This window comes from Paenibacillus sp. GCM10027629 (assembly GCF_042676425.1).
Lineage (GTDB): Bacteria > Bacillota > Bacilli > Paenibacillales > Paenibacillaceae > Paenibacillus_K > Paenibacillus_K terrigena.
Map to the genome: position 1 here is coordinate 1,154,675 of NZ_JBHTGZ010000009.1, position 19,548 is coordinate 1,174,222.

Sequence of the window (19,548 nt, forward strand, 5' to 3'; positions counted from 1 at the left end):
ATCAAATCTACTGAAGCGACTTATGAAGAACCTTCCTCTCATCCGGCAGCTTGGCATATTTATCTTGGTAGAGCTTAAGCACGCGCCCTGCCCCCATCTTAGTAAGCTCATCTTGAAAGTCATCCCAGTCTTGATTCATCCCGAGTTCTCCCGTTACGAATTGGATCACTTTCAACGTAACGAAGTTTTTGATTGGCGACATGATTTTCGTAATCTCAATGAATTCATCCGACGTAAAAGGGATGGAGGGGCCAGCGAAGAACCCGATTTTGTCTGCATTCGCGGTATACAACTGTTGGGATTCGAGTCCAACGGCTCCCCATCTTCTCGCGTATTCCGCATCCTGATCATAGGGCACCCATATCCCAGATCGTCCGTCTACGCCCGCATCCTGTGGCGTAACCTCGCCGTATGGATTTAGCTTAGTCTGCAATCGAGCCGTGTATCGATTCTCCCCGTTGACTCGATTGAATGTATCGCCTTCGATTCCCCAGTTCGTCAATTCCACAATTTCATCGGAATATTGCGCATCCAACAGTGCAATCAGCTCTCGAATATGCGGAGATTTCGCATGGATGGCAATGACCCAATTACCGCGAGAATTCGGATACTGAACGGGCTGTAGCGCCTGTAAGCATAGATCTGTCATGGGTGGCAGCACTGCTTTCAAGCTATAGAAGGAATCTCTCTTTACCCCTTTCTCTATCCAGCCATCCATCTCTATAAAATATTCGCCGAATAAGGCAAACGTCTTGCCTCCGATCACATTTTCATAAAACTGCGCTTCGGAAACCGTCGCGAAATCAGGATCGATTAGACCCGCCTGATAAAATTTACGGGCCAACATGACAGCCTTCTTAAAGTTAGGCTTGGCGGGACCGAATGTATACGTCATCTCGTCATTATCGAAATAAACACCACTCTGGGTATGGTAAGCCATATAGAATTGCTGGAACAAATCAGCCGGGCCCGAACGGCTTGAGATCGGCTTGGAATCGGGATAAATCTGCTTGAGCCGTTTCAACGACTCGTACAATTCATCGAATGTCCTAGGCAGCAGCATGCCATTGCGGTAGAAGATATCCTCACGCAGGATATAACCGATTGGCATTTGACCGTACGTGTTCAGACCATCTATGCCATACAGCTTACCATCTTCGGTCATCATATCCTCAACAATCTGGGGATACCGTTCAATCCAGTGCTTTAAATGGGGCATTTCGTCGAGGTAAGGCCGTAAATCTAGCAACAGTCCCATCGGACCGAACCGCTGGACCATATCTTTATTAACGATAAATATATTCGGTTTCTGACCAGCCGAGGTTAGTACTTGATTGATTCGCTTCATATATTCATTGACAGGAAACTGCAGCCAATCGAATGTCAGATTCATCCTCCGTTCGAATTCCTTATCGATTGGCGTATTCCGGTCGCGATCAAACGCAGGAACCGCAGCATGAATAACGACCGGGCTTATCGGGGTTGTGCCAGACACGAGTTCATCATAAGGCATACATACGGCAGACAAGACAGCTAGAATGCCGGCACAGATCCATATAACCAGTTTTCTACGGCGAATCCACACCCTCTACTCCCCCTCTAACGACGAATTGTTATTTATGGTGAAGGCGCTCTTGCGGTATTCATTCGGTGTGGTGCCTTCAAGCTTCTTGAACATACGAATGAACGCATTCGCATTATTGAATCCGACGAGTTTGCCGATATCAGACGCTGTATAATCGGTGCTAAGGAGCAGTTCCTTCGCCTTGTCAATACGTAGGCGGTTGATATAATCGGTAAACGTGACGCCCTGATGCTTCTTGAAGTATTGCGATACATAGTTCGTATTCATATGAAACCGTTCGGAGATTGACGTTAAATTCGCTTCAGCCAGATTAGAGGATATGTACTCCAGCATGCCGGTTATGGCCTGAGATGATTGCTGCTGAGAATGGACCTGAGCGGTTACATGCTCATATACGGCACGACAGGCTTCTTCAATTCGGCGTGGTTGATTGAGCGCATTGACATATGCAATCATCTCACCAGCAGGCATACCGAACATTGCTTCCTCGTCGATTCGACGGTTATACACCGTTTCAGCAGCGAAATAGAGCAGATCACTTACGAATTGCCGGAATACCGCAAATCGCATATGCTGGCTTCTCGCACCTTCGAACAGCTGATCCAGCAGCTCTGAAGCGCCATCCACATAGCCATTCTCTAAATATTTGCGCACTGTCTCCTTCACATCCGAGGTGACAATAGCACCAATCACGCCGGGCGTACTGGTTGAAGCGTGGTAAATCATTCGGTTCTCCCCCACGCTGCGCATATCGAGTATATCAATCGCTTCCTTATATGCTTGCTGAATATTCTCTAGCTTATCGAAGACTCTACTTATGCCAACCGTAAGACTGATCTCACCTGTCAATTCTTCTTCATAAATGGATAAGAGTGGGTGCATCTGTTGTGACACGAAAAGATCGATTGATTCATCATCCTGCTCTTGCAAGAACAACACCATCTCATTACTGGTTAAATCCAGGACGGGTTTGTGAAGTAGAGTCATACGCGTATGAAGCTCAGCCGCTTGCAGTTGATTATCTCTTGCGAAATCAGACCTAACGACAGCAATCGCAAAGCTGCCGCCTCCGCGAAAAAATTCATATTTCTGCGACAGTCGCTCAATGTCTTCCTTGTTCAATTGCTGATGAAGTGCTCGATACAAAAAAATCTGCAGCAGAGATGGCATCGACTCCTGATGGGATTGATGCAATGTCGTAATGCTCTCTTTGATATAATCGTATTCGGATTTGTTGTTCTCAAAGGGAGCTATGGCAAAGCGTTTGACAACATGAACCATCTCAGCGAGCGGCGAATATATGCCACGTGAGAATACAACGGAAGCAACGATCCCAACCAACATGAATAAAGCGATGATCCCTATCGTCATATACAGGAACTGATAGACCGGAGCCGTCAACACCTTCTCGGGCGTAACGACGAGAAAGCCGAGGTTGTCCCACGAAGATGGAAGATAAGTTAAAATGTAATCATCGCCATGAATCGATATTTCTGATTCGGACAACCCGCCTGTCGCATTGAGTTGAAGCTTCCCGATGTCGAACGTATCGCCGAGCTTATCGCGATCGGTTGCACTAATGATGCGATTGTGGAGCGTATCAATTAGATAGATGTCGCCTTTTTTGGTGATGTTCATATTGTTGATCATTTGATAGATCTTCTGTTCGTCAATATTAACAACCATATAGCTACGTGATCCGACCACGCTCTCTATGTTAAGCACTAGCGGGATAATGGTCTTGTATTTTTTCTCGCTTCCCGAACCGCTCTCTCTATACACATCCGTCGCCGGCAGAATGGTTGATACGATGCCGCGCTTGAACTGCTCGTCCCAGAACGCTAATGGATATTCCTTGAATCGGTAGTGCTTACTTAAGTAGAACGCGGGTTCATAGGAGCCGGATCCTGCTAGGATCGTGTTCAGGTTGGAAAAATAAATATAGGAATCGTCCACGGCGCTATCGCTTACGAAAAGGTCATACAGCTTGCTACTTAGCAAATACGCCGTTGAAGCGTATTGGATTTGTGACTTGTCTCTCATGGATAATAAATTCAAATAGCTCGGATCAGACGAAATGCTGTACCCCTGGTCCTTCATTTTGTCGAGTAAGCCGTCGAGTGAAGACGAGGCCGCGCGTAAATAGTTACTGTTTGCTTCACGTGCGTCATCGACCATTCGATAATTTGAATAAACGGCAATGATACTGGACGAAATGAGGAGCAACACAATCAGCACGAAGAAACGCATAAAGATGGCAATCAGCGTTCTTTTCTTCATTTGGGCTGTCGCCTTGCGGGGAACCGATGTGACCCAATGCTTCATAGGGACCCTCCCACCTGGAAATGAATGCGCATACATCTAGTTGTAATAATATAACACAGGTATTGAAACATGTACTACAAAAAATGGATATACAAAAAGGCAGTAAAGACTCCGATTGAAGCTTCACTGCCTTATTCAATGGTTGGTATTGATGAAGGATTACCGTACAGGAATTAGAGATCCGATGCCTGTAATCCTACATTCATCTCCCGCTTGCAGATCAACACGGAACGCTTCACCAGCCGTACAATTGATCTCATTAGATCGATCCCCGATGATAATCAACAGACCTTCACAGCCAAAATCGTTCTGGACTCGGAAGGAGCCGCCTCGTTCTGCACGCAGCTTGATATAATCTAGCTTACCTCCACTTAACCTTGCCGATAGGAGTACACCCATTTCGCCCCTGAAATCGCGGAACCCGGCTGAGCGATCAGCCCATGCTGCTGGAATTGCCGGGAATACGCGGATCGTTCCTTCATCCACCTGCAGCAGCATATCCTGCAGGGCACTTACTGCCGCGAAGTTGCCTTCCAACGTAAAAGGGCGGTAATGGAACATGCATACCCCCGCATGCTTGTAATCGCCGTTCAAATGGAATCCATTCGGTGAGCATGTATAACGCCACATTTGCTGCAAATGATAGAGTGCGGCTTCTCCATTCCCTTGCCATGCATACATCGCTGCCGCCCATGCAAATGAATAACCGACCCATTGGCCTTTGCCTAGCACTTCCAAATGAGAGATCGTCTTATCGATAATGTCGCGATCGCGCGTCGATGCGTTCCGATTGAGCAGTTTCAATGGGAATATGGACATCATATGTGAAAAGTGACGATGGCTCTCCGTCAATGATTCCTTCGGGTTGATCATCAGTACGCCGTCCTTGTTAACAGCAAGCTCTGGCAGATTTACGAGAACATCTGCCCATTTTTCGGCGTCATCGTCGTAATCTAACTGTCCGGCCATATCTCTCAGCCGTCGGAACAGATAGATTAATAGGGACAAGTCATAGTTACTCACGGGATCGAGCCATGCCTCTAACCGGTTATCATGGAACTCCGGCGAGCTTGATAACGGCAGCCTCAGCTTGCCATCTTCGCCTGGCACGAGCCAGCGCTGGACGCATTCCGCCGTTTCTCGGAAGTACACATAAGCTTTATCGCGCAGAAATTCTTGATTCCCCGTGCTCAGCCAATAATGATCGAAGGCCTGGCACAACCAGATCTGGTTCGTAATGCTCAAGCTGTACATCGGCCATCCGCCCATCGCCCCGCCAGTCAGGGTCATCACCGAAGGGAGATTGATGCCAGGCGCATCATAGAAGCGCTCCGCGAAACTTCTGGCTTCCGGCCGCAAGTTCCACAGAAAATCGATGAAGCTCTCTCCTTCTTCAAGATGGTTAGCCTTCAGATAATGCCAATAGCTAAGCTGCGTATTGAGATCATGATGGTAATCGCCTTTCCACGGGGGAAGCTTTCCTTCATCGGCAGTCCATACCCCTTGCAGAGGCATCGGCGGCGCTCCTTTTCGGGAACAGGAACCGAACAGATAATTGTTCAGCACCCACATCCTCTCCGCTTCCACATCCGGCAAAGCGATGGAGCTCTGAGCCCAGTATCGAGCCCACCATTCGACATGCTCGACGAACGCGGCATCATACCCGGTCTCCAGAGCGGATGCGGTCTTCCGTTTCGCTATCTCCAACCAATCCACGCCATCGTTGTTCGTCGCAACCGTATATACAGCTATACGCTCCCCTGCAGCTGAATGGCCTTCTGCTACGACAATAGCGTATTCGAGTTCATGCGCGGTTTGTTGATGGAACCAACGCATATGACCTTCCGCATGCTGTGAAGCAGCCGGGTAACCAAGCCGAGTCAGGCTTGAATGAAATACGAGGTTCGCATTGTCATCCTGCTGGGCGCCAACATAATCCGGTGGAACGATGTCCAATCTTCCTGCTGCTTCCGGATCACCGACAATTCGAATATAGCCAAGGCCATTCACGGCATGCAAGTAACTGGACACCGTAACGGTGCGATCCCCGAAGGTCATCTCGATGTTCGCGCATGCTTCCTGTAGAGCTAGGTTACTTTTGATCTGATCAGCGGGTTGTCTGAAATTCAGCTCCAAGCGCCCGGCCGGAAGCTTCGTCGGATACGGATATTTTTCATAAATACGATCGAATCGGTTCAATAGCCCCTCTTGATCGCCTCGCTTCACGCAATCAATCATTTCAGCATACGTGAACCCCGCCTCATGCACTTCCGGAGCCAGCCGGAGATCCCATAGATCCCCTCGATCCAGACTGAATCTGAGCGGTGCGCCGTTCCCCCATAGGAGACATCCCGTTAATCCATTGCCAAGCGGCAGCGCCTCATCCCACCTTGCGATCGGTTGTTCGAATAGAAGATCATACTTGTTCACTTAATAGAGCCTCCCCATCCGTCTTACTAGCAGATAGGGCAAACAGTCTGTATCAGATCAGACGGCGCCCATGAAGCTTGTCATTGTTCTATCTGCCAGCCTGTTACTGCTGTACTTTATCGTTATACAATTTAAGAATTGACTCATAATCGCCCATCTTTTTGATCGTATCCTGGAATTTGCCCCACTCGGAGAAGTCCATTTCGCCTTTAATGAATTTTACGGCGCTTTCTTTGACATACGTCTCGATCGGTGTCATCGTATTGGCTTTCAGGTCGCTTTCATCCTTCGTGAACATCATTTTTGGCGCATGATCCATAGGCGCAATCGATTCTTTGCCCCCGTATTTGTCTGAGGCGAACCAGTAGTTCTCCATCTGTGCTTTCCCATCATGGTAGAACATCACATCCGGGATCGACGTGTATTTGGCAATACGCTCCTGTGGTGTAAATACGATACCCGGTCTCGTGCGCATCGATGCGGATACGCCTAATTTTGCGAGTTCACCAACAAAATCATCTGATTGAATCAGAGCGGGCAGGAACTGCTTCTTCCCGTCCTTCACCTCATAAGATTTGCCCTCCATCCCCCACATGAGCAAATCGACCATCTTGTCGCTGTACTGATAATCAAGCAGCTTCACAATCTGCTCCACATTCTCGGATTTCGCAGAGATCACTAGACCCGAGCCGTTGCTTAATCCCTTGCCTTTTGGCTCACTGCCATATTTCCAAGCCTTACCGTATTTCGGATTGTCAGCACCCATGGCTAACGTCCATGTCACGCCAGCCTGCTTGTTCGCATTGAAATCAGCTACATACCCTGACCATAGCAGAGGATAGATAAATGATTTGCCTGAGGTGGCTTTGGTCTTGGCCTCATCCATATTGTCGGACCAATAGGCCGGATCCAGCAGCTTCTCCTTATACAGCATATTCAGGAATATCAGAGCCTCCTTATAAGCCTCTTCCGTTGGACCGTATACATATTTCTCGCCGTTCCAATAAATGTTCCCTGCGGTATGATTCGCGCTCAGGATGCCGTCATACTCTAAATATTGCTCGCTCTGTCCTACGGGATAGGCATCCGGATACAATGCTTTCAACTGTTTGGCTGCATCATACAATTCATCGAGTGTCGTCGGCACCTTGATATTATGCTTCTGGAAGACGTCGAGGCGATAGGCAGCGGCATATTGGCTTGGCTCAATGTCTGTCGGATTCGTATAGCCGTCATAGAATGCGAACAGCTGTTTATTTTCGTTCATCAAATATTGCTCGTTGTTGCCTGTCGCATCGATATATGTTTTATAATTCGGCATCTTATCTATATGCTGTGACAAGTCTACGAACAACCCTTGTTCTCCGAATTTGATTATATTATCTTGACCCCGCACCAGCATGACGTCTGGAATATCGCCGCTCGTCAGCATGACCTTCGTCTTCTCCGTATATTCGGCCCACGGAATACGCGTCCAATCAATTTTAACTTCAGTCCCTAGATAATTCTGGATTTCCTTCTCATATTCCTGCTGAACAATCGTTCCCGTCGGATCGCCTCCGAAATGCGGAATCACAACCTTCAAATGCAATGCATTGGCCTTGTCGGAACTCCCCTTGTCTTCGGATTTCGATTCACTTGTGCCTGATTCTCCGCTGCAGCCGCTAAGATACGTCGTAATTAGCAGCAGTGTCATCAACATGCCCATTAACGTTTTTTTCATGTCAACTCTCCCCTATCCTTTGATTGAACCTACCATAACGCCTTTAACGAAATATTTCTGAACGAACGGATAAATACACAGAATCGGAGCCATTGTGATGACGACGGCAGCCATTTGAATGTTCTTCGGGTTGATTTGCCGATTTTGGATCATCTCTGTTGCCTGTTCGCTGCTGCCATATCCCTGCTGCGTGAAAATAATGCTGCGCAAGAACATTTGGAGCGGATAACGATTCTCGTCCCGCAAATAGATGAGTGCGCTGAACCATTCATTCCAATGCCCGACAATCGTGAACAAGGCGAATGTAGCGAGCAGCGCCTTAGACAGCGGCAGATAGATTCGAAATAGAACCGTCAGGTCATTCGCGCCATCCATATACGCCGATTCACGCAGCTCGCTCGGGATGTTCTGGAAGAAGGTACGAAAAATGATGACATTATAAGCACTGATGCAGCCCGGCAGTACCATCACCCAAAACGTATTAAGCAGGTGCAGCTCTTTCATTAACAAATACGTCGGAATCATGCCGCCGCTGAAGAACATCGTTACCGCGAGGAAGATCGTAATCGGCTTTTTGATTCGGAACTTCGATACCGTAAGGGGATAAGCCATGAGCGAAGTCAGCAGTAGCGTCAACAGCGTGCCTACGGTCGCATACATGATGGTATTGGCGTAACTCGTATACAGAAGCCGCTTCTCAAATATGATCTGGTAGCCCTTGATATTGAAGCCTTTCGGGAAAAAACTCACTTGACCGAGCGCAATAAAATCCGCATGGCTGAGCGAAATCGATATGACATGCAACAGCGGGTATACCGTGATGATGATCAGCAGCAGCATGAGTCCATAGTTGAATACGTCGAACAAGCGGGAACCTAAGCTATGTTTATACCCCATCTACATTCACCTACCATAAGCTTGTTTCTGAAAATTTGCGTGACAATCGGTTCGTAGCCAGGACGAACAGAAAGGAGACAACGGACAGCATCAATCCGACGGCAGCGCTGTATTCGAAGCGTCCTCCCTCTAGACCAACTCTGTACACGTATGTACCAATGACATCGGCCGTCTCATAGGTCCCTGGGTTGTACATCAGCATGACCTTCATGAAGTCGGTACCCAGAATGCCGCCAATGGATAGGATGAACAAGATAATCGTGGTCGGCATAATGGCGGGAAGTGAGATGTGTTTCATTTTCTGCCAACGATTCGCCCCATCGATCGAAGCAACGTCGTACAATGTTGGATCGGCATTACTGAGTGCAGCCAGATACAGAATCGTGCCCCAGCCGATGCCCTGCCAAATCCCAGACCCTACGAACAATGTGCGGAAATATTGCGATTCCGTAATAAAGTTGACGGGTTCCTTCCCGAACCAGCCTGCGATCGTGTTGAACATACCGTCCAACGAGGTGAATTCCTTGAGCATGCCTACAATAATCACGGTCGAAATGAAATGAGGAAAGTACGATACTGTTTGTACGAATTTCTTGAATGCAAGCACCCGAATTTCATTCAGTAGCAGTGCGAGTACGATGGGAGCTGGAAAACCGAACAAAAGACTGTATACGCCAAGGATTAACGTATTTTTGACGGTCCGTACTGCAATGGGATTGTTAATAAATTCATAAAAATATTTGAACCCTACCCATTCGCTTCCCCATATGCCTTTTGCCACATTATAATCCTTGAAGGCGATTAACACGCCGTACATCGGGAAATATGCGAATATGAGCACGATGAGGAACCCTGGCAGTACCATGAGATATAAGTACTTTTGTCTCCAAAAGGATTGGAGGAATGGACTTTGATTCTTAGATCCATGCGGTTCTACTTGAAGCTCACTTGTCACAGCAGCGGGCTGATTTCTCATGAAACTCACCTCCTTTTATGTTGTTGAATTGGATTAGGACACTCACAAGATATATGATAACGCTTCCATGAATCAATGGATAAAAGATTAGAAGATATCGAAAATGTTAGATCTGGCCATATACAATATGTTAGTTGCTTTAGTTCGAGGGATATAACAATAGCAAAAAGAAGGACCTCCCCGCTTACGAGAAAGGATGTCCTTCTGATTTCATTAGGTATTGTGCAATTGGAGATTTAAACTCCTTTATTACGTTCCATTGCAGTATTCGTAGATGGATTAACCAATTGATTCAACATCAACCGTAGGTCCTCTGCATCCGGATCAATTTGGATAGCTAATTCCAAGACCTTCGCTGCATGAATTGGGTCACCATGATTAAGGAGGCTCTGAGCGATGTAACGGTAGCTATAATCATTTTCCGCTGGGACAAACCCCAGAGTTGTCCGTTGATCCATACTAGACTTGTGCTCGTTCACAGCAGCCGCAATGCCTTCTACAGCCAAAATACCAGTCACATGCATGGTGAGTGAACGTGGAATGACCCGAATCTGCTCTCCTAACAATATATCCAGGATCGCATTGTTGACCGAATCGAGTCCGAGGTAGTCCGTATTAAACATGATGGTAACCGCTATCCCCTTCTCAGGTAAAATAACCAAATTGGAGCAAAAACCAGTATCCATCCCTGAATGAGCTTTGGCATCAAACCCTCTATACTGCCCCATGAACCAACCCAGACCGATATGACGGAAGTAACCAAAGTCACCAGCCGGTGCAATTTCTTCCCATACCTTCTTCACGCTGGACTCTTGCAAAATCCTCGCCTCGTCCGCACAGCCTCCGTTCAAGTAAGCCATCGCATAGTTGCAGGATTCTGCAGCACTAGTCAACAGCGTTGAGCTTGGACCATGGGCACGATTATATGGGAATACACGGCTGACCTTGGCCCCGAACTGCGGACTCATCCCCATAATATGCGGCGTTGCCAATAACTGCTCGTCGACACTTGGCTTGAAAAAGCTGCTGCTGTTCATCCCTAGTGGATTTAGAATATTCTCTTTCATGTATTGCTCAAAAGAGACGCCGGATACTTTGGCAATCAGATCGCCAAGGATCTCAAATGCGATATTACTATAAGCATATTTGCCGATGCCCGGTTCCCACATCAATTGATGGTTGGAAATGCCGCGAACATAACGTTCGAGCGCTCCATCATCGAACTGCGGGCGATCCCATTCATAATCATCCTCATCCGGCATTCCTGATGTGTGGCTGAGCAGATCCCTCACTGTAATATCGCGATAACGCTCGTCCTGCAATGAGAAATAAGACAAGTACGTTAGAACCTTCTCATCAAGATCTACTTTTCCTTGCTCTACCAACTGCATGATAGCAGTAGCCACGTATGTTTTGGATATTGAAGCCATATGGAACAAGGTGTTCCCGTCAACAGGTTCCCCTGTTTCTTTGCTCTTCACCCCGAAGCCTTTCACATAGATCGGTTGCCCATGATATACGATGCCTACGGCCATGCCAGCAGTGGCGCTGTCACGTTTCATATAGTCACTCAGCAATAAGTCCAGTTGTTCTGTTATATGTTGATATTCTTGCATTTCTGCCTCCCCCTTCGATCAGTTCGTTGATATTATTGTCCGTCACGCATTAATTCAATTCTAAAGCGGTGCAAATGATATAACTAGGTTTAATATCGTTTATGATTATTTTCTACACAATCTGCCAGCTCTTTCTACCCTCATTTATGGCTCTTCTCATTCGTCGCACAAGGATTTGATGCATTATATTCATTAGACGAGTTGAGTATGTTGTTGGGATAGTCAATATCCTCGGTTATGCCCATCTATGGTAAGATGATCTCATCTTAACTAACTTCCAAACAATAGAATGGGGGAAGTATATGTCTAGAGACAATTTGAAGAAGCTTATTGAACGGCGCGAAGAAGGACGATCTAAGCAAGATCAAGAGATTTTAAGTGAGGTCCGGAGGGATTTGTTAGAACTTCTTGTCGATCATCCCGATGATGCGGAAATCAACTATCAAACCGGGATCGCACATGACAATTCTGGCTTGGGGCGTGAGGCTATACCCTATTATGAGCGAGCGCTGGAGCTGGGCTTATCGGGACCGGATTTGGAGAGATGTCTCATGGGCTTGGGAAGTACATATCGCTATTGGGGATTCTACGAACAAGCGGTAGAGACGCTACGCAGAGGTGCTAAGGAATTCCCAGAGAACCGAGCCATTCAAGTATTTCTCGCCATGGCACTCTACAACAGTCAGAGCTACAAGGAAAGTATTGAGCTGCTGATTACGAATTTAATGGAGACCACCACGGATGAAAAGCTTCATTATTTTAAACGAGGGATTTTGGCTTACACGGAAGATCTTGATGAAAGAGCAGAATAGCACTTAGAATAAGAAGACCCTTCGGATTGAACCGACGGGTCTTTACTATTGTTTCAATTTCGATACGATTTTGTTAAGACGACGCTTCGCGTATCGCTCGCTGCGCTAACATCGCTATGACAGTATCATCCATCGGGGGATTATGAAGTCCAGCGCGGACATCGCGGTACATACGTTCCAGTGGTAAACTGCGCGATAGACTTGATCCACCCACAATACGCATCGCTAGATCAACAATCCGCATAGCGGAGTTCGTCGCAATTGTCTTGGCAAGCCCAAGTTCCGGTTTCATCGCTGCCCGCTCCGATGGTAGTTGATCCCAGCGGTCGGCAACACTATAGAGCAATGTGCGCGCTGTAATGCGTTCAGATTCCATTTCTCCAATTTTCTGCAGGATATGAGGCAGGTCCGCAATCGGGCCGGGTAAGCTGTTGGGACGATATTCCGTTGCAAACTTCACCGCAAAATCCCGTGCAGACCAGGCAATCCCAAGATAACAAGCAGGGACATGCAGGAGCCCGCCGCCGTGATCAGACATAACCGCACCTACCGCTCCTTCGTTCTCACAGATATCGATTCTATGCTCTACTGGTACAAATACGGCATCAAGCACCAGATCATGACTTCCAGTCCCACGCATACCTAACGTATCCCAGGTCTCATCGATGCTTACCCTCGGGCCTTTTCGTACGTAAAACGTGCCAGTCCGTTCTTCATCTTCTACAAATGCAGTGACAGTAAATTGATCCAAAATCGGAATCAGTGAACTGAATGTTTTACGGCCGGACAATAAATAGCCGTTTTCCGTTCGTACAGCGGTGGTCAGCGGTCGCCCCCCACGGCTCGGGCTGCCTGTAGCAGGTTCACTCGCAAACTGGTTGATCATCGCCCCGTCTTCGACAGCTCTTCTGCAAAAATCCGCGTACAATTCCCGCGGCCACGACTGTTTAATACGTAACTGGAGTACCTGACTCACATGCCAGCCTACAGCGAGCGCCGTTGATCCGTCCCCCTTGGCAAGCCGTTCTTGGGCAAGGATCATCTCATACAAGGACGCTTCTTCACCACCGAATTCCTGCGGCACGGTTAGTGCTAAATAACCTGCTTCCTTCAAATGTTCAAAATTTTCAAAAGGAAATGACCCTTCACGATCATGCAAGGAAGCGTGTTGTTCCAATATCTCGGCAAGCTTATCAGATCTTAAAGCTATCGCATGTTCACGTTCGTTCCTTACAAATGGATCCGATTGAATCGAGTACATATGGCATTCTCTCCCTGCTTCTTTCATTCCTTATATTGTATACCCGAATAGTCTGAATTGTCTAAGGTCCAATTTCACACTTTTCTAAATCTACATAAAAACACCTCCATGTCAGCCATGGAGGCAGCTCTTCTTAGGATATTAACCTATTAATAGCCTGGGTAACAAAAAATCTATGTTTATCATGCATCATTTTAACGGTCTCTTCATCTAAGCCCCATTCGGAAAATCTACATAGCCGTAATGCAGCGAATACATCCCAATAGGCTAAATGCGAATAATCAACTGTCGGCATCATGGCTTGATAATGATTCGTGAAGCAATTCATAGCATCCTCTCCGAAATGGAAAAGAAATTCTAGACGACCATTGGCTAGATCCGCTAACGGATCACCTACTGCTGCATCTTCCCAGTCAATTAACGAGATTAGCTGGCCATTGTTCCACAATAAATTGCCTGGCCAAAAATCTCCATGGAGGATGGCAACTTTATTGCATGATGGTAATCGTAAAAAGGAATGGATCTTTTCGAGCGTATCCGAATTATTCAGTAAGCTATCCAAGCGTAATAAGTCTTTTACTAACAATTTATTATAATTCTCAATTTGCAGCGGCAGAAAAGATACGTCCACGCAGGAGCAATCGATACGATGAAGTTGTGATAAAGCGACTGCGAGTTGATATGTATATTCGTTCATATTGGAAGGTGCGAAGTTCGCCTTACCCTCAATGTATTCTATAACTAGAGCGGGTTTGAGGAATAGCTCTCCATCTGGAACCAAGTGATAAGGCTTTGGTACAGATACGTTCTCGGAATGCAATAGGTTCAAGAGCTTGAATTCATCTGCAGCGATATGAGGATTGCGTTGTAAATCGAGATCGCCATGCTCACGAACGATCAACTTGATGATGTGTCCATCAGATTGCAAGATTTCAAGCCCCGTTACCTGTGCGGAAATCCCGCCTTTTAACACCCATGTACGTAGCAACTGCCACGCTGCATTCATTCGATGAACTAATGTGTGAAACTTTTGATCTTCTTGTACCATCATCATGATCTCCTTTAAGCAGCTTCAATACCATATAAAAACATATCGGAGCTTACTGATCCCGTTGCGGCTTGCTAGCTTCTCACCTATTTCTCTTCAATGGTAAAGGAGTGGAAGCGCGTCTCGAAACCACCGCCTTGTGCGGTTGGGCTGCAGCAGTAGATCCCCACTTTTACAGGATTACGATGTGGATCTTCGTGTAAATGAGCGATTCTGATCTGCTCCCACGCCTCAGGGTTACCTGGGGTTTTGGTTAATAGGGTATAATCGCTACCTTTCCGTTCAACACGAAATGCCAAAGGCTGCTTCACAAGTGCATTGTCATAGTTCCTCGTAGACCAGTCCGAATAACCGTGATTGGTAACGACAGCCCCTAGATGTGACGGACCATCTGGGATGTACTCAAGTGACGTCTTCAACCAGCAGGAATCCGATACCATCACGAACAGTCCCGCTTGATCATAGGTTGACACAGGCTCCATGCTAAGCGAAACCTCGGCGATGAAATCCGTCGTAACGGACTCGTACAAGACATGCCCGTTCATCACCTCAAAGCCGTAATGGGTTTTTAACCAGAAATCCGTCTCGGGTTTCGATTGGATGAGTAGAGAATCATTCGTAACACGCCAATGTGCCGGCTCATTCATGATGGTAAGCTTATCAATGGATGCTGGTATGTAGGAATTTATCATGGCAACATAACCTCCGATACTTTCATGGCTACCATTGTACTACAACGGCGTTAAAAAACCAGCGTTCTATGGTATAATGATCCTGTTCTACTATAAATTTCTTATCGATATAGGAGGGTTACCCAATGAAAAAGAGATCCATTAAAAGCTTGTCTTTGGGTATTGGGTATTCTACAGCTGTCTTTTTCTAGAATGGTTGATTGATTGTCACTTCATTGCTTACTTCCTAGCGAAAAGGAGAACATTCACATGATGAACAATCGTCAACCTATCATACAACGTTCGAACCCTGACAATATTGCCAAACCTGTAGGCAGCTACAGCCATGTAACGAAAATAAGCCGAAATGCGGAGATCTATGTATTTTCCGGTCAAATCGGGATCGATAAAGACGGTCAGATCCCCGAGACGTTCAATTTACAAGTCACCAATACAATGAACAATATTGTTGATATTCTTGCCTCGCAACAATTAACGCCTGATCACGTCGTTAAGGTTAACATCTGGGCCACGGAACAAATCGATTGGGATCATTTCTATGACATTTGGAACCGTGTATTTGGCCCCACTCCCCCTTCTATGACCATTGCTTACGTTCAAGGATTAGGATTACCAGCGTTGAAGATTGAATTGGATGTCTGGGCTGCAGGCTGAATTGATCATCGGAAATAAAAAAACAAAGGGCTCTAAAGCCTAGCGTCTACGCTAGGTTATAGAGCCCTCCGTATTATAGATGAGATCCACCACTTGCATCAATGCATTGACCGGTTACCCAACGACTGTCTTCAGATGCAAGAAAGGCTGCGATATCTGCGATATCTTCTGGCTCTCCCCATCTGTTGAAGGTTGACAAGCCAGCGGCATATTTCTGACCGCCTAGATCCTGCAAGGTTCCGGCATTCATCTCTGTATTGATAATGCCTGGTTGAATGGCATTCACTGTAATCTTGCGGCTCCCAAGCTGCTTAGCCAAGGCAAGTGTTAACGTGTCAATTGCAGCTTTGGACATGCTATAGGTGAAAACACTCGGTGATGCCACGCGTGTAACGAAAGATGAAATATTGATAATACGCCCACCATCCTTCAGACGAGGCAAAGCTTGCTTCGTAATAAAAAACGGCCCTTTGACATTCATGTTCATCACCTCGTCAAAAGAATTTTCCGTTGCCTCTTCCATGGTTAAAATCTGCCCGATGCCAGCGTTATTCACTAGAATATCAAATCGATGTTCACCTGTTCTTTCCCGTAGGACATCATCTAATTTATCATATAAATCATTAACACCATTAATTGAGCTCAAATCAGCACCAATCGTGAATGCCGAACCTCCGTTTTGCTCGATTTGTTGGACGACTTCCGCTGCCTCATAATGTCTTCTTCCGTAGTGTACCGCCACGACTGCACCTTCTTCTGCTAATCGAAGCGCGATACCTCTTCCTATCCCCCTGCTCGCACCTGTTACTAAAGCAACTTTACCTTTCAACCTACTCATTCTCTCATCTCCTTGTGTGAATTTCATTTCAGTTATATCACAAGGCGATTTTCGAAATGTTGCTCTCTCATTCGGTATGGCATTGATAATATGACAAAAGCTGGAGAATAAATCTTCTATAAAATGCCATGATAAATGTGGAGAAGCGACACGGTTTATTTAGGAGGTTGAGGAAAATAAAAACAAAAATTTCATTTATACAGTCCATTATGATCATTATGCTGAGTACAGGCCTTCTAAATCATGTCATTATTATTCCTATCATATTGGACGCAGCTAAACGTGACGCCTGGATTTCGGTGCTGCTGGCAGGCGCATGTGCGTTGATTTGGATTTTTATTCTGCACATCGGCATCACCAAAATCAATAAACAGCATCTTTTCGAATGGCTGGCCAAAGCTTATCATCCCTTCGTGGGCCGCATGCTTGCGGCAGCAGCCGGGGTATATCTGCTTGTTATATGTCTGTTTACGACCAGAGACACCGTCTATTGGATCCATCTCACCTTCGCTCCGGAGACACCCATTTTAGTACTTTCCAGCATATTTCTATTGATTTCTGCACTAAATGCTTACATGGGTATTTATTCTCTCGCCAATACCGCCAGCATATTGCTGCCCTTTGTCGTTGTTTTGGGCTTTTTTATCATGATATCCAACACGCCTCATAAGGATTATTCCTTATTAAAACCAATACTTGAGCATGGAATGCAGCCAGTTTGGGGAGGGGCCATGTATGCAGGAGTCGGCTTTGTAGAGGTCATTATGCTTTTCTTTTTGCAACACCACATCAAGTCGCAACTGTCTTATCTGTCGTTTATGATTATGATCCTGATTATCTTGGGTCTCACCATGGGTCCGATCATTGGCGCAATTGCTGAGTTTGGTGCGGACGAGGCTGGTAAGCTTCGATATCCCGCATTTGAAGAATGGAGATTATTAACGATTGGTCGTTACATAGAGCATTTGGACTTTTTAAGCGTATACCAGTGGTTCAGTGGGGCCTTTCTAAGAATATCTCTGACCATGTTCCTGTTTCTCGATGTATTCCAAATTCAGAGCCCAAAGGTGAAGGGTTGGGTGCTCGGATGTATTTTTTTAGGTGCTGTACTGTTCACAGCCTTTCCTATTAGCGACCAGTTCTTTCTGAAAATGATTTCTTCTTATGTTCTCCCCTTCTCTATTTGGGGAATTGTGATTTTTTCTGTCGTAATAACGGGGCTGATTAGCTTGGCCTATCGAAAGGGGAAAGTAACATCATGAATGGGTATGGTCAGAAGGAATCTCACCCGTTTGAGGATGCGCTATCGAAACTATTCGGTTCGAGCTCAGACGTCATTAAGATGACGGTTACTTTGTCTAAATCGGACCGTGCAGTCCATCTGGTTTATTGCCAAGGATTGTGCGATGTGAACAAAGTGGAGCAAAACATTATACCCGAGCTAAAAAATATCCCGGAAAATATCCTCCGATCATATGAACTGGATCTTCCGCAGAAAGTCCCATTTCACATGACTCCTATTCAATCAGATCAAATGGAAAATGCGATACGAGAAACCGTTCTGAATGGTGATCTACTACTTCTATTTACGCCTTCGAATCATTTTTTCGCTGTGGCTCTGGCAGATCCCCCCAAAAGACAACCGGAGGAGCCCAATACGGAAGTATCAACGAGAGGCCCAAAAGATGGTTTTACGGAAGAACCCTTTACCAATATCGCTCTAATTCGAAAGAGGCTCAAGACCGATTTGTTGGCGGTCGAAGAATTCACGATTGGATCTCAAACGGCAACTAAAGTGCATCTCTTATACCACAAGGACATGATCGACCCTGATGTTCTCAACGAAATTAAGGCGAAACTGACGAATATTCAGATCGAGGGGCTTGTGAGCAGCTCGCAGCTAGAAGAAATTCTAACCGGCTTCTCATTTTTTCCGTTGATGTCTTACACCGGCAGACCGGATTTCGCCGTGAATTCACTGCTTCATGGTAAATTTGTCATTAATATAGGAGGTTCTCCTACCGTGATCATTGCACCCGTGAGCTTTAATTATTTGCTAAACACTTCAGAGGATGCGCATCTGGTGAATATCTTCGTTGCTTTTACAAGGCTGTTAAGGGTTTGTGGCGTGATGCTTACCTTGTTTTTGCCGGGGTTCTGGATCTCGCTTACTACTTATCATTCGGATCAAATCCCCTTTACATTGCTTGCAACCTTAGTGAATTCGAGACAGGGTGTGCCTCTTCCCGCTCCGCTGGAAGCAATCGTGTTGCTGTTTTTGTTTGAGATTTTCCGGGAAGCGGGTATGAGAATGCCTTCCGCATTTGGTCAGACATTATCCGTAGTGGGCGGGTTAATCATCGGACAGGCAGCCATTAGCGCCGGCATTGCAAGTCCAGGAACGATTGTCGTTATTGCGATTTCAGTACTTTCCACCTTTACTTTAGTGAATCAGTCCTTGGTCAGCGTCGTCAGCTTGATTCGGATTGCCGTGCTCATGATTAGCGGGCTTCTTGGATTGTTTGGTACATTAATATGTCTGTTGGCCATGATTCTCTATCTGGTGAATTTGCGTTCATTCGGGACCTACTACCTAACCCCCTTAGCCCCACAGCATTTCAAGGACTTGTATAAAGTTATCTTTAGAATGCCATGGGGAAAGAAAAAATAACGACCTGTCATTTGACAGAA

General features: G+C 46.2%; 15 protein-coding genes. 4 read left to right on the forward strand and 11 right to left on the reverse strand.

All coding sequences use genetic code 11. From position 1 onward, the window contains the following. Positions 1-7 precede the first annotated feature (7 nt). The 7 genes from ACFQZR_RS14740 to ACFQZR_RS14770 all read right to left on the reverse strand — a co-directional run bounded on the left by ACFQZR_RS14740 (position 8) and on the right by ACFQZR_RS14770 (position 11,552). Positions 8-1,585, reverse strand: a complete 1,578-nt coding sequence (locus ACFQZR_RS14740) for an extracellular solute-binding protein (protein ID WP_379347076.1) — start codon at positions 1,583-1,585, stop codon at positions 8-10. A gap of 3 nt (positions 1,586-1,588) precedes the next feature. After that, the gene (locus ACFQZR_RS14745) at positions 1,589-3,910 is read right to left on the reverse strand and encodes a helix-turn-helix domain-containing protein (protein WP_379347078.1); all 2,322 of its coding nucleotides are present in this window, start codon (positions 3,908-3,910) and stop codon (positions 1,589-1,591) included. A 159-nt stretch (positions 3,911-4,069) separates the two neighbouring features. Next, a complete protein-coding gene (locus tag ACFQZR_RS14750) occupies positions 4,070-6,340 on the reverse strand; it encodes a glycosyl hydrolase family 95 catalytic domain-containing protein (RefSeq protein ID WP_379347080.1) in 2,271 nt (756 codons plus the stop codon). A 103-nt stretch (positions 6,341-6,443) separates the two neighbouring features. Further along, on the reverse strand, positions 6,444-8,063 hold the full coding sequence (locus ACFQZR_RS14755; RefSeq protein ID WP_379347082.1) for an extracellular solute-binding protein: 1,620 nt from the start codon (positions 8,061-8,063) through the stop codon (positions 6,444-6,446). Between the two features lie 12 nt (positions 8,064-8,075). Then, positions 8,076-8,960 (reverse strand): carbohydrate ABC transporter permease, encoded by an 885-nt coding sequence (locus ACFQZR_RS14760; protein WP_379347084.1) that lies wholly within the window; start codon positions 8,958-8,960, stop codon positions 8,076-8,078. A gap of 10 nt (positions 8,961-8,970) precedes the next feature. After that, complete coding sequence (locus ACFQZR_RS14765; RefSeq protein ID WP_379347086.1) at positions 8,971-9,936, reverse strand: ABC transporter permease; 966 nt, start codon at positions 9,934-9,936, stop codon at positions 8,971-8,973. Positions 9,937-10,172: 236 nt separating this feature from the next. Beyond that, entirely contained in the window at positions 10,173-11,552 is a 1,380-nt protein-coding gene (locus tag ACFQZR_RS14770; RefSeq protein ID WP_379347088.1) for a serine hydrolase, read from the reverse strand. 302 nt (positions 11,553-11,854) lie between these two features. Between ACFQZR_RS14770 and ACFQZR_RS14775 the strand changes: the two genes are divergently transcribed. Further along, the gene (locus ACFQZR_RS14775) at positions 11,855-12,364 is read left to right on the forward strand and encodes a tetratricopeptide repeat protein (protein ID WP_379347090.1); all 510 of its coding nucleotides are present in this window, start codon (positions 11,855-11,857) and stop codon (positions 12,362-12,364) included. Positions 12,365-12,437: 73 nt separating this feature from the next. Here ACFQZR_RS14775 and ACFQZR_RS14780 read toward each other — a convergent pair whose 3' ends face one another. The 3 genes from ACFQZR_RS14780 to ACFQZR_RS14790 all read right to left on the reverse strand — a co-directional run bounded on the left by ACFQZR_RS14780 (position 12,438) and on the right by ACFQZR_RS14790 (position 15,365). Further along, positions 12,438-13,625 (reverse strand): acyl-CoA dehydrogenase family protein, encoded by a 1,188-nt coding sequence (locus tag ACFQZR_RS14780; protein WP_379347092.1) that lies wholly within the window; start codon positions 13,623-13,625, stop codon positions 12,438-12,440. Between the two features lie 133 nt (positions 13,626-13,758). Further along, positions 13,759-14,679, reverse strand: a complete 921-nt coding sequence (locus tag ACFQZR_RS14785; protein ID WP_379347094.1) for a phosphotransferase family protein — start codon at positions 14,677-14,679, stop codon at positions 13,759-13,761. 80 nt (positions 14,680-14,759) lie between these two features. Continuing rightward, positions 14,760-15,365, reverse strand: a complete 606-nt coding sequence (locus tag ACFQZR_RS14790) for a DUF1349 domain-containing protein (protein ID WP_379347096.1) — start codon at positions 15,363-15,365, stop codon at positions 14,760-14,762. Positions 15,366-15,614: 249 nt separating this feature from the next. Here ACFQZR_RS14790 and ACFQZR_RS14795 point away from each other — a divergent pair, with 249 nt between their 5' ends. After that, positions 15,615-16,019 carry a RidA family protein gene (locus ACFQZR_RS14795; protein ID WP_379347098.1) on the forward strand — a complete coding sequence of 135 codons (405 nt, stop codon included), beginning with the start codon at positions 15,615-15,617 and terminating at the stop codon, positions 16,017-16,019. A gap of 73 nt (positions 16,020-16,092) precedes the next feature. On the opposite strand, the gene ACFQZR_RS14800 is transcribed toward ACFQZR_RS14795, so the two are convergent. Next, entirely contained in the window at positions 16,093-16,857 is a 765-nt protein-coding gene (locus ACFQZR_RS14800) for an SDR family oxidoreductase (RefSeq protein WP_379347100.1), read from the reverse strand. A gap of 167 nt (positions 16,858-17,024) precedes the next feature. On the opposite strand from ACFQZR_RS14800, the gene ACFQZR_RS14805 reads away from it, so the two are divergent. Together ACFQZR_RS14805 and ACFQZR_RS14810 are read left to right on the forward strand one after the other, a co-directional pair. Continuing rightward, positions 17,025-18,119 (forward strand): GerAB/ArcD/ProY family transporter, encoded by a 1,095-nt coding sequence (locus ACFQZR_RS14805; protein ID WP_379347102.1) that lies wholly within the window; start codon positions 17,025-17,027, stop codon positions 18,117-18,119. Then, positions 18,116-19,528, forward strand: coding sequence for a spore germination protein (locus tag ACFQZR_RS14810; RefSeq protein WP_379347104.1), 1,413 nt, complete (start codon positions 18,116-18,118; stop codon positions 19,526-19,528). The genes ACFQZR_RS14805 and ACFQZR_RS14810 overlap by 4 nt, the downstream gene beginning before the upstream one ends. Positions 19,529-19,548: the final 20 nt, after the last annotated feature.

Coding starts and splice junctions, on each gene's coding strand:
- ACFQZR_RS14745 (WP_379347078.1), bottom strand. CDS start 3,910: ATGAAGCATTGGGTCACATCGGTTCCCCGCAAGGCGACAGCCCAAATG.
- ACFQZR_RS14755 (WP_379347082.1), bottom strand. CDS start 8,063: ATGAAAAAAACGTTAATGGGCATGTTGATGACACTGCTGCTAATTACG.
- ACFQZR_RS14760 (WP_379347084.1), bottom strand. CDS start 8,960: ATGGGGTATAAACATAGCTTAGGTTCCCGCTTGTTCGACGTATTCAAC.
- ACFQZR_RS14765 (WP_379347086.1), bottom strand. CDS start 9,936: ATGAGAAATCAGCCCGCTGCTGTGACAAGTGAGCTTCAAGTAGAACCG.
- ACFQZR_RS14770 (WP_379347088.1), bottom strand. CDS start 11,552: ATGCAAGAATATCAACATATAACAGAACAACTGGACTTATTGCTGAGT.
- ACFQZR_RS14775 (WP_379347090.1), top strand. CDS start 11,855: ATGTCTAGAGACAATTTGAAGAAGCTTATTGAACGGCGCGAAGAAGGA.
- ACFQZR_RS14780 (WP_379347092.1), bottom strand. CDS start 13,625: ATGTACTCGATTCAATCGGATCCATTTGTAAGGAACGAACGTGAACAT.
- ACFQZR_RS14785 (WP_379347094.1), bottom strand. CDS start 14,679: ATGATGATGGTACAAGAAGATCAAAAGTTTCACACATTAGTTCATCGA.
- ACFQZR_RS14790 (WP_379347096.1), bottom strand. CDS start 15,365: ATGATAAATTCCTACATACCAGCATCCATTGATAAGCTTACCATCATG.
- ACFQZR_RS14795 (WP_379347098.1), top strand. CDS start 15,615: ATGATGAACAATCGTCAACCTATCATACAACGTTCGAACCCTGACAAT.
- ACFQZR_RS14800 (WP_379347100.1), bottom strand. CDS start 16,857: ATGAGTAGGTTGAAAGGTAAAGTTGCTTTAGTAACAGGTGCGAGCAGG.
- ACFQZR_RS14810 (WP_379347104.1), top strand. CDS start 18,116: ATGAATGGGTATGGTCAGAAGGAATCTCACCCGTTTGAGGATGCGCTA.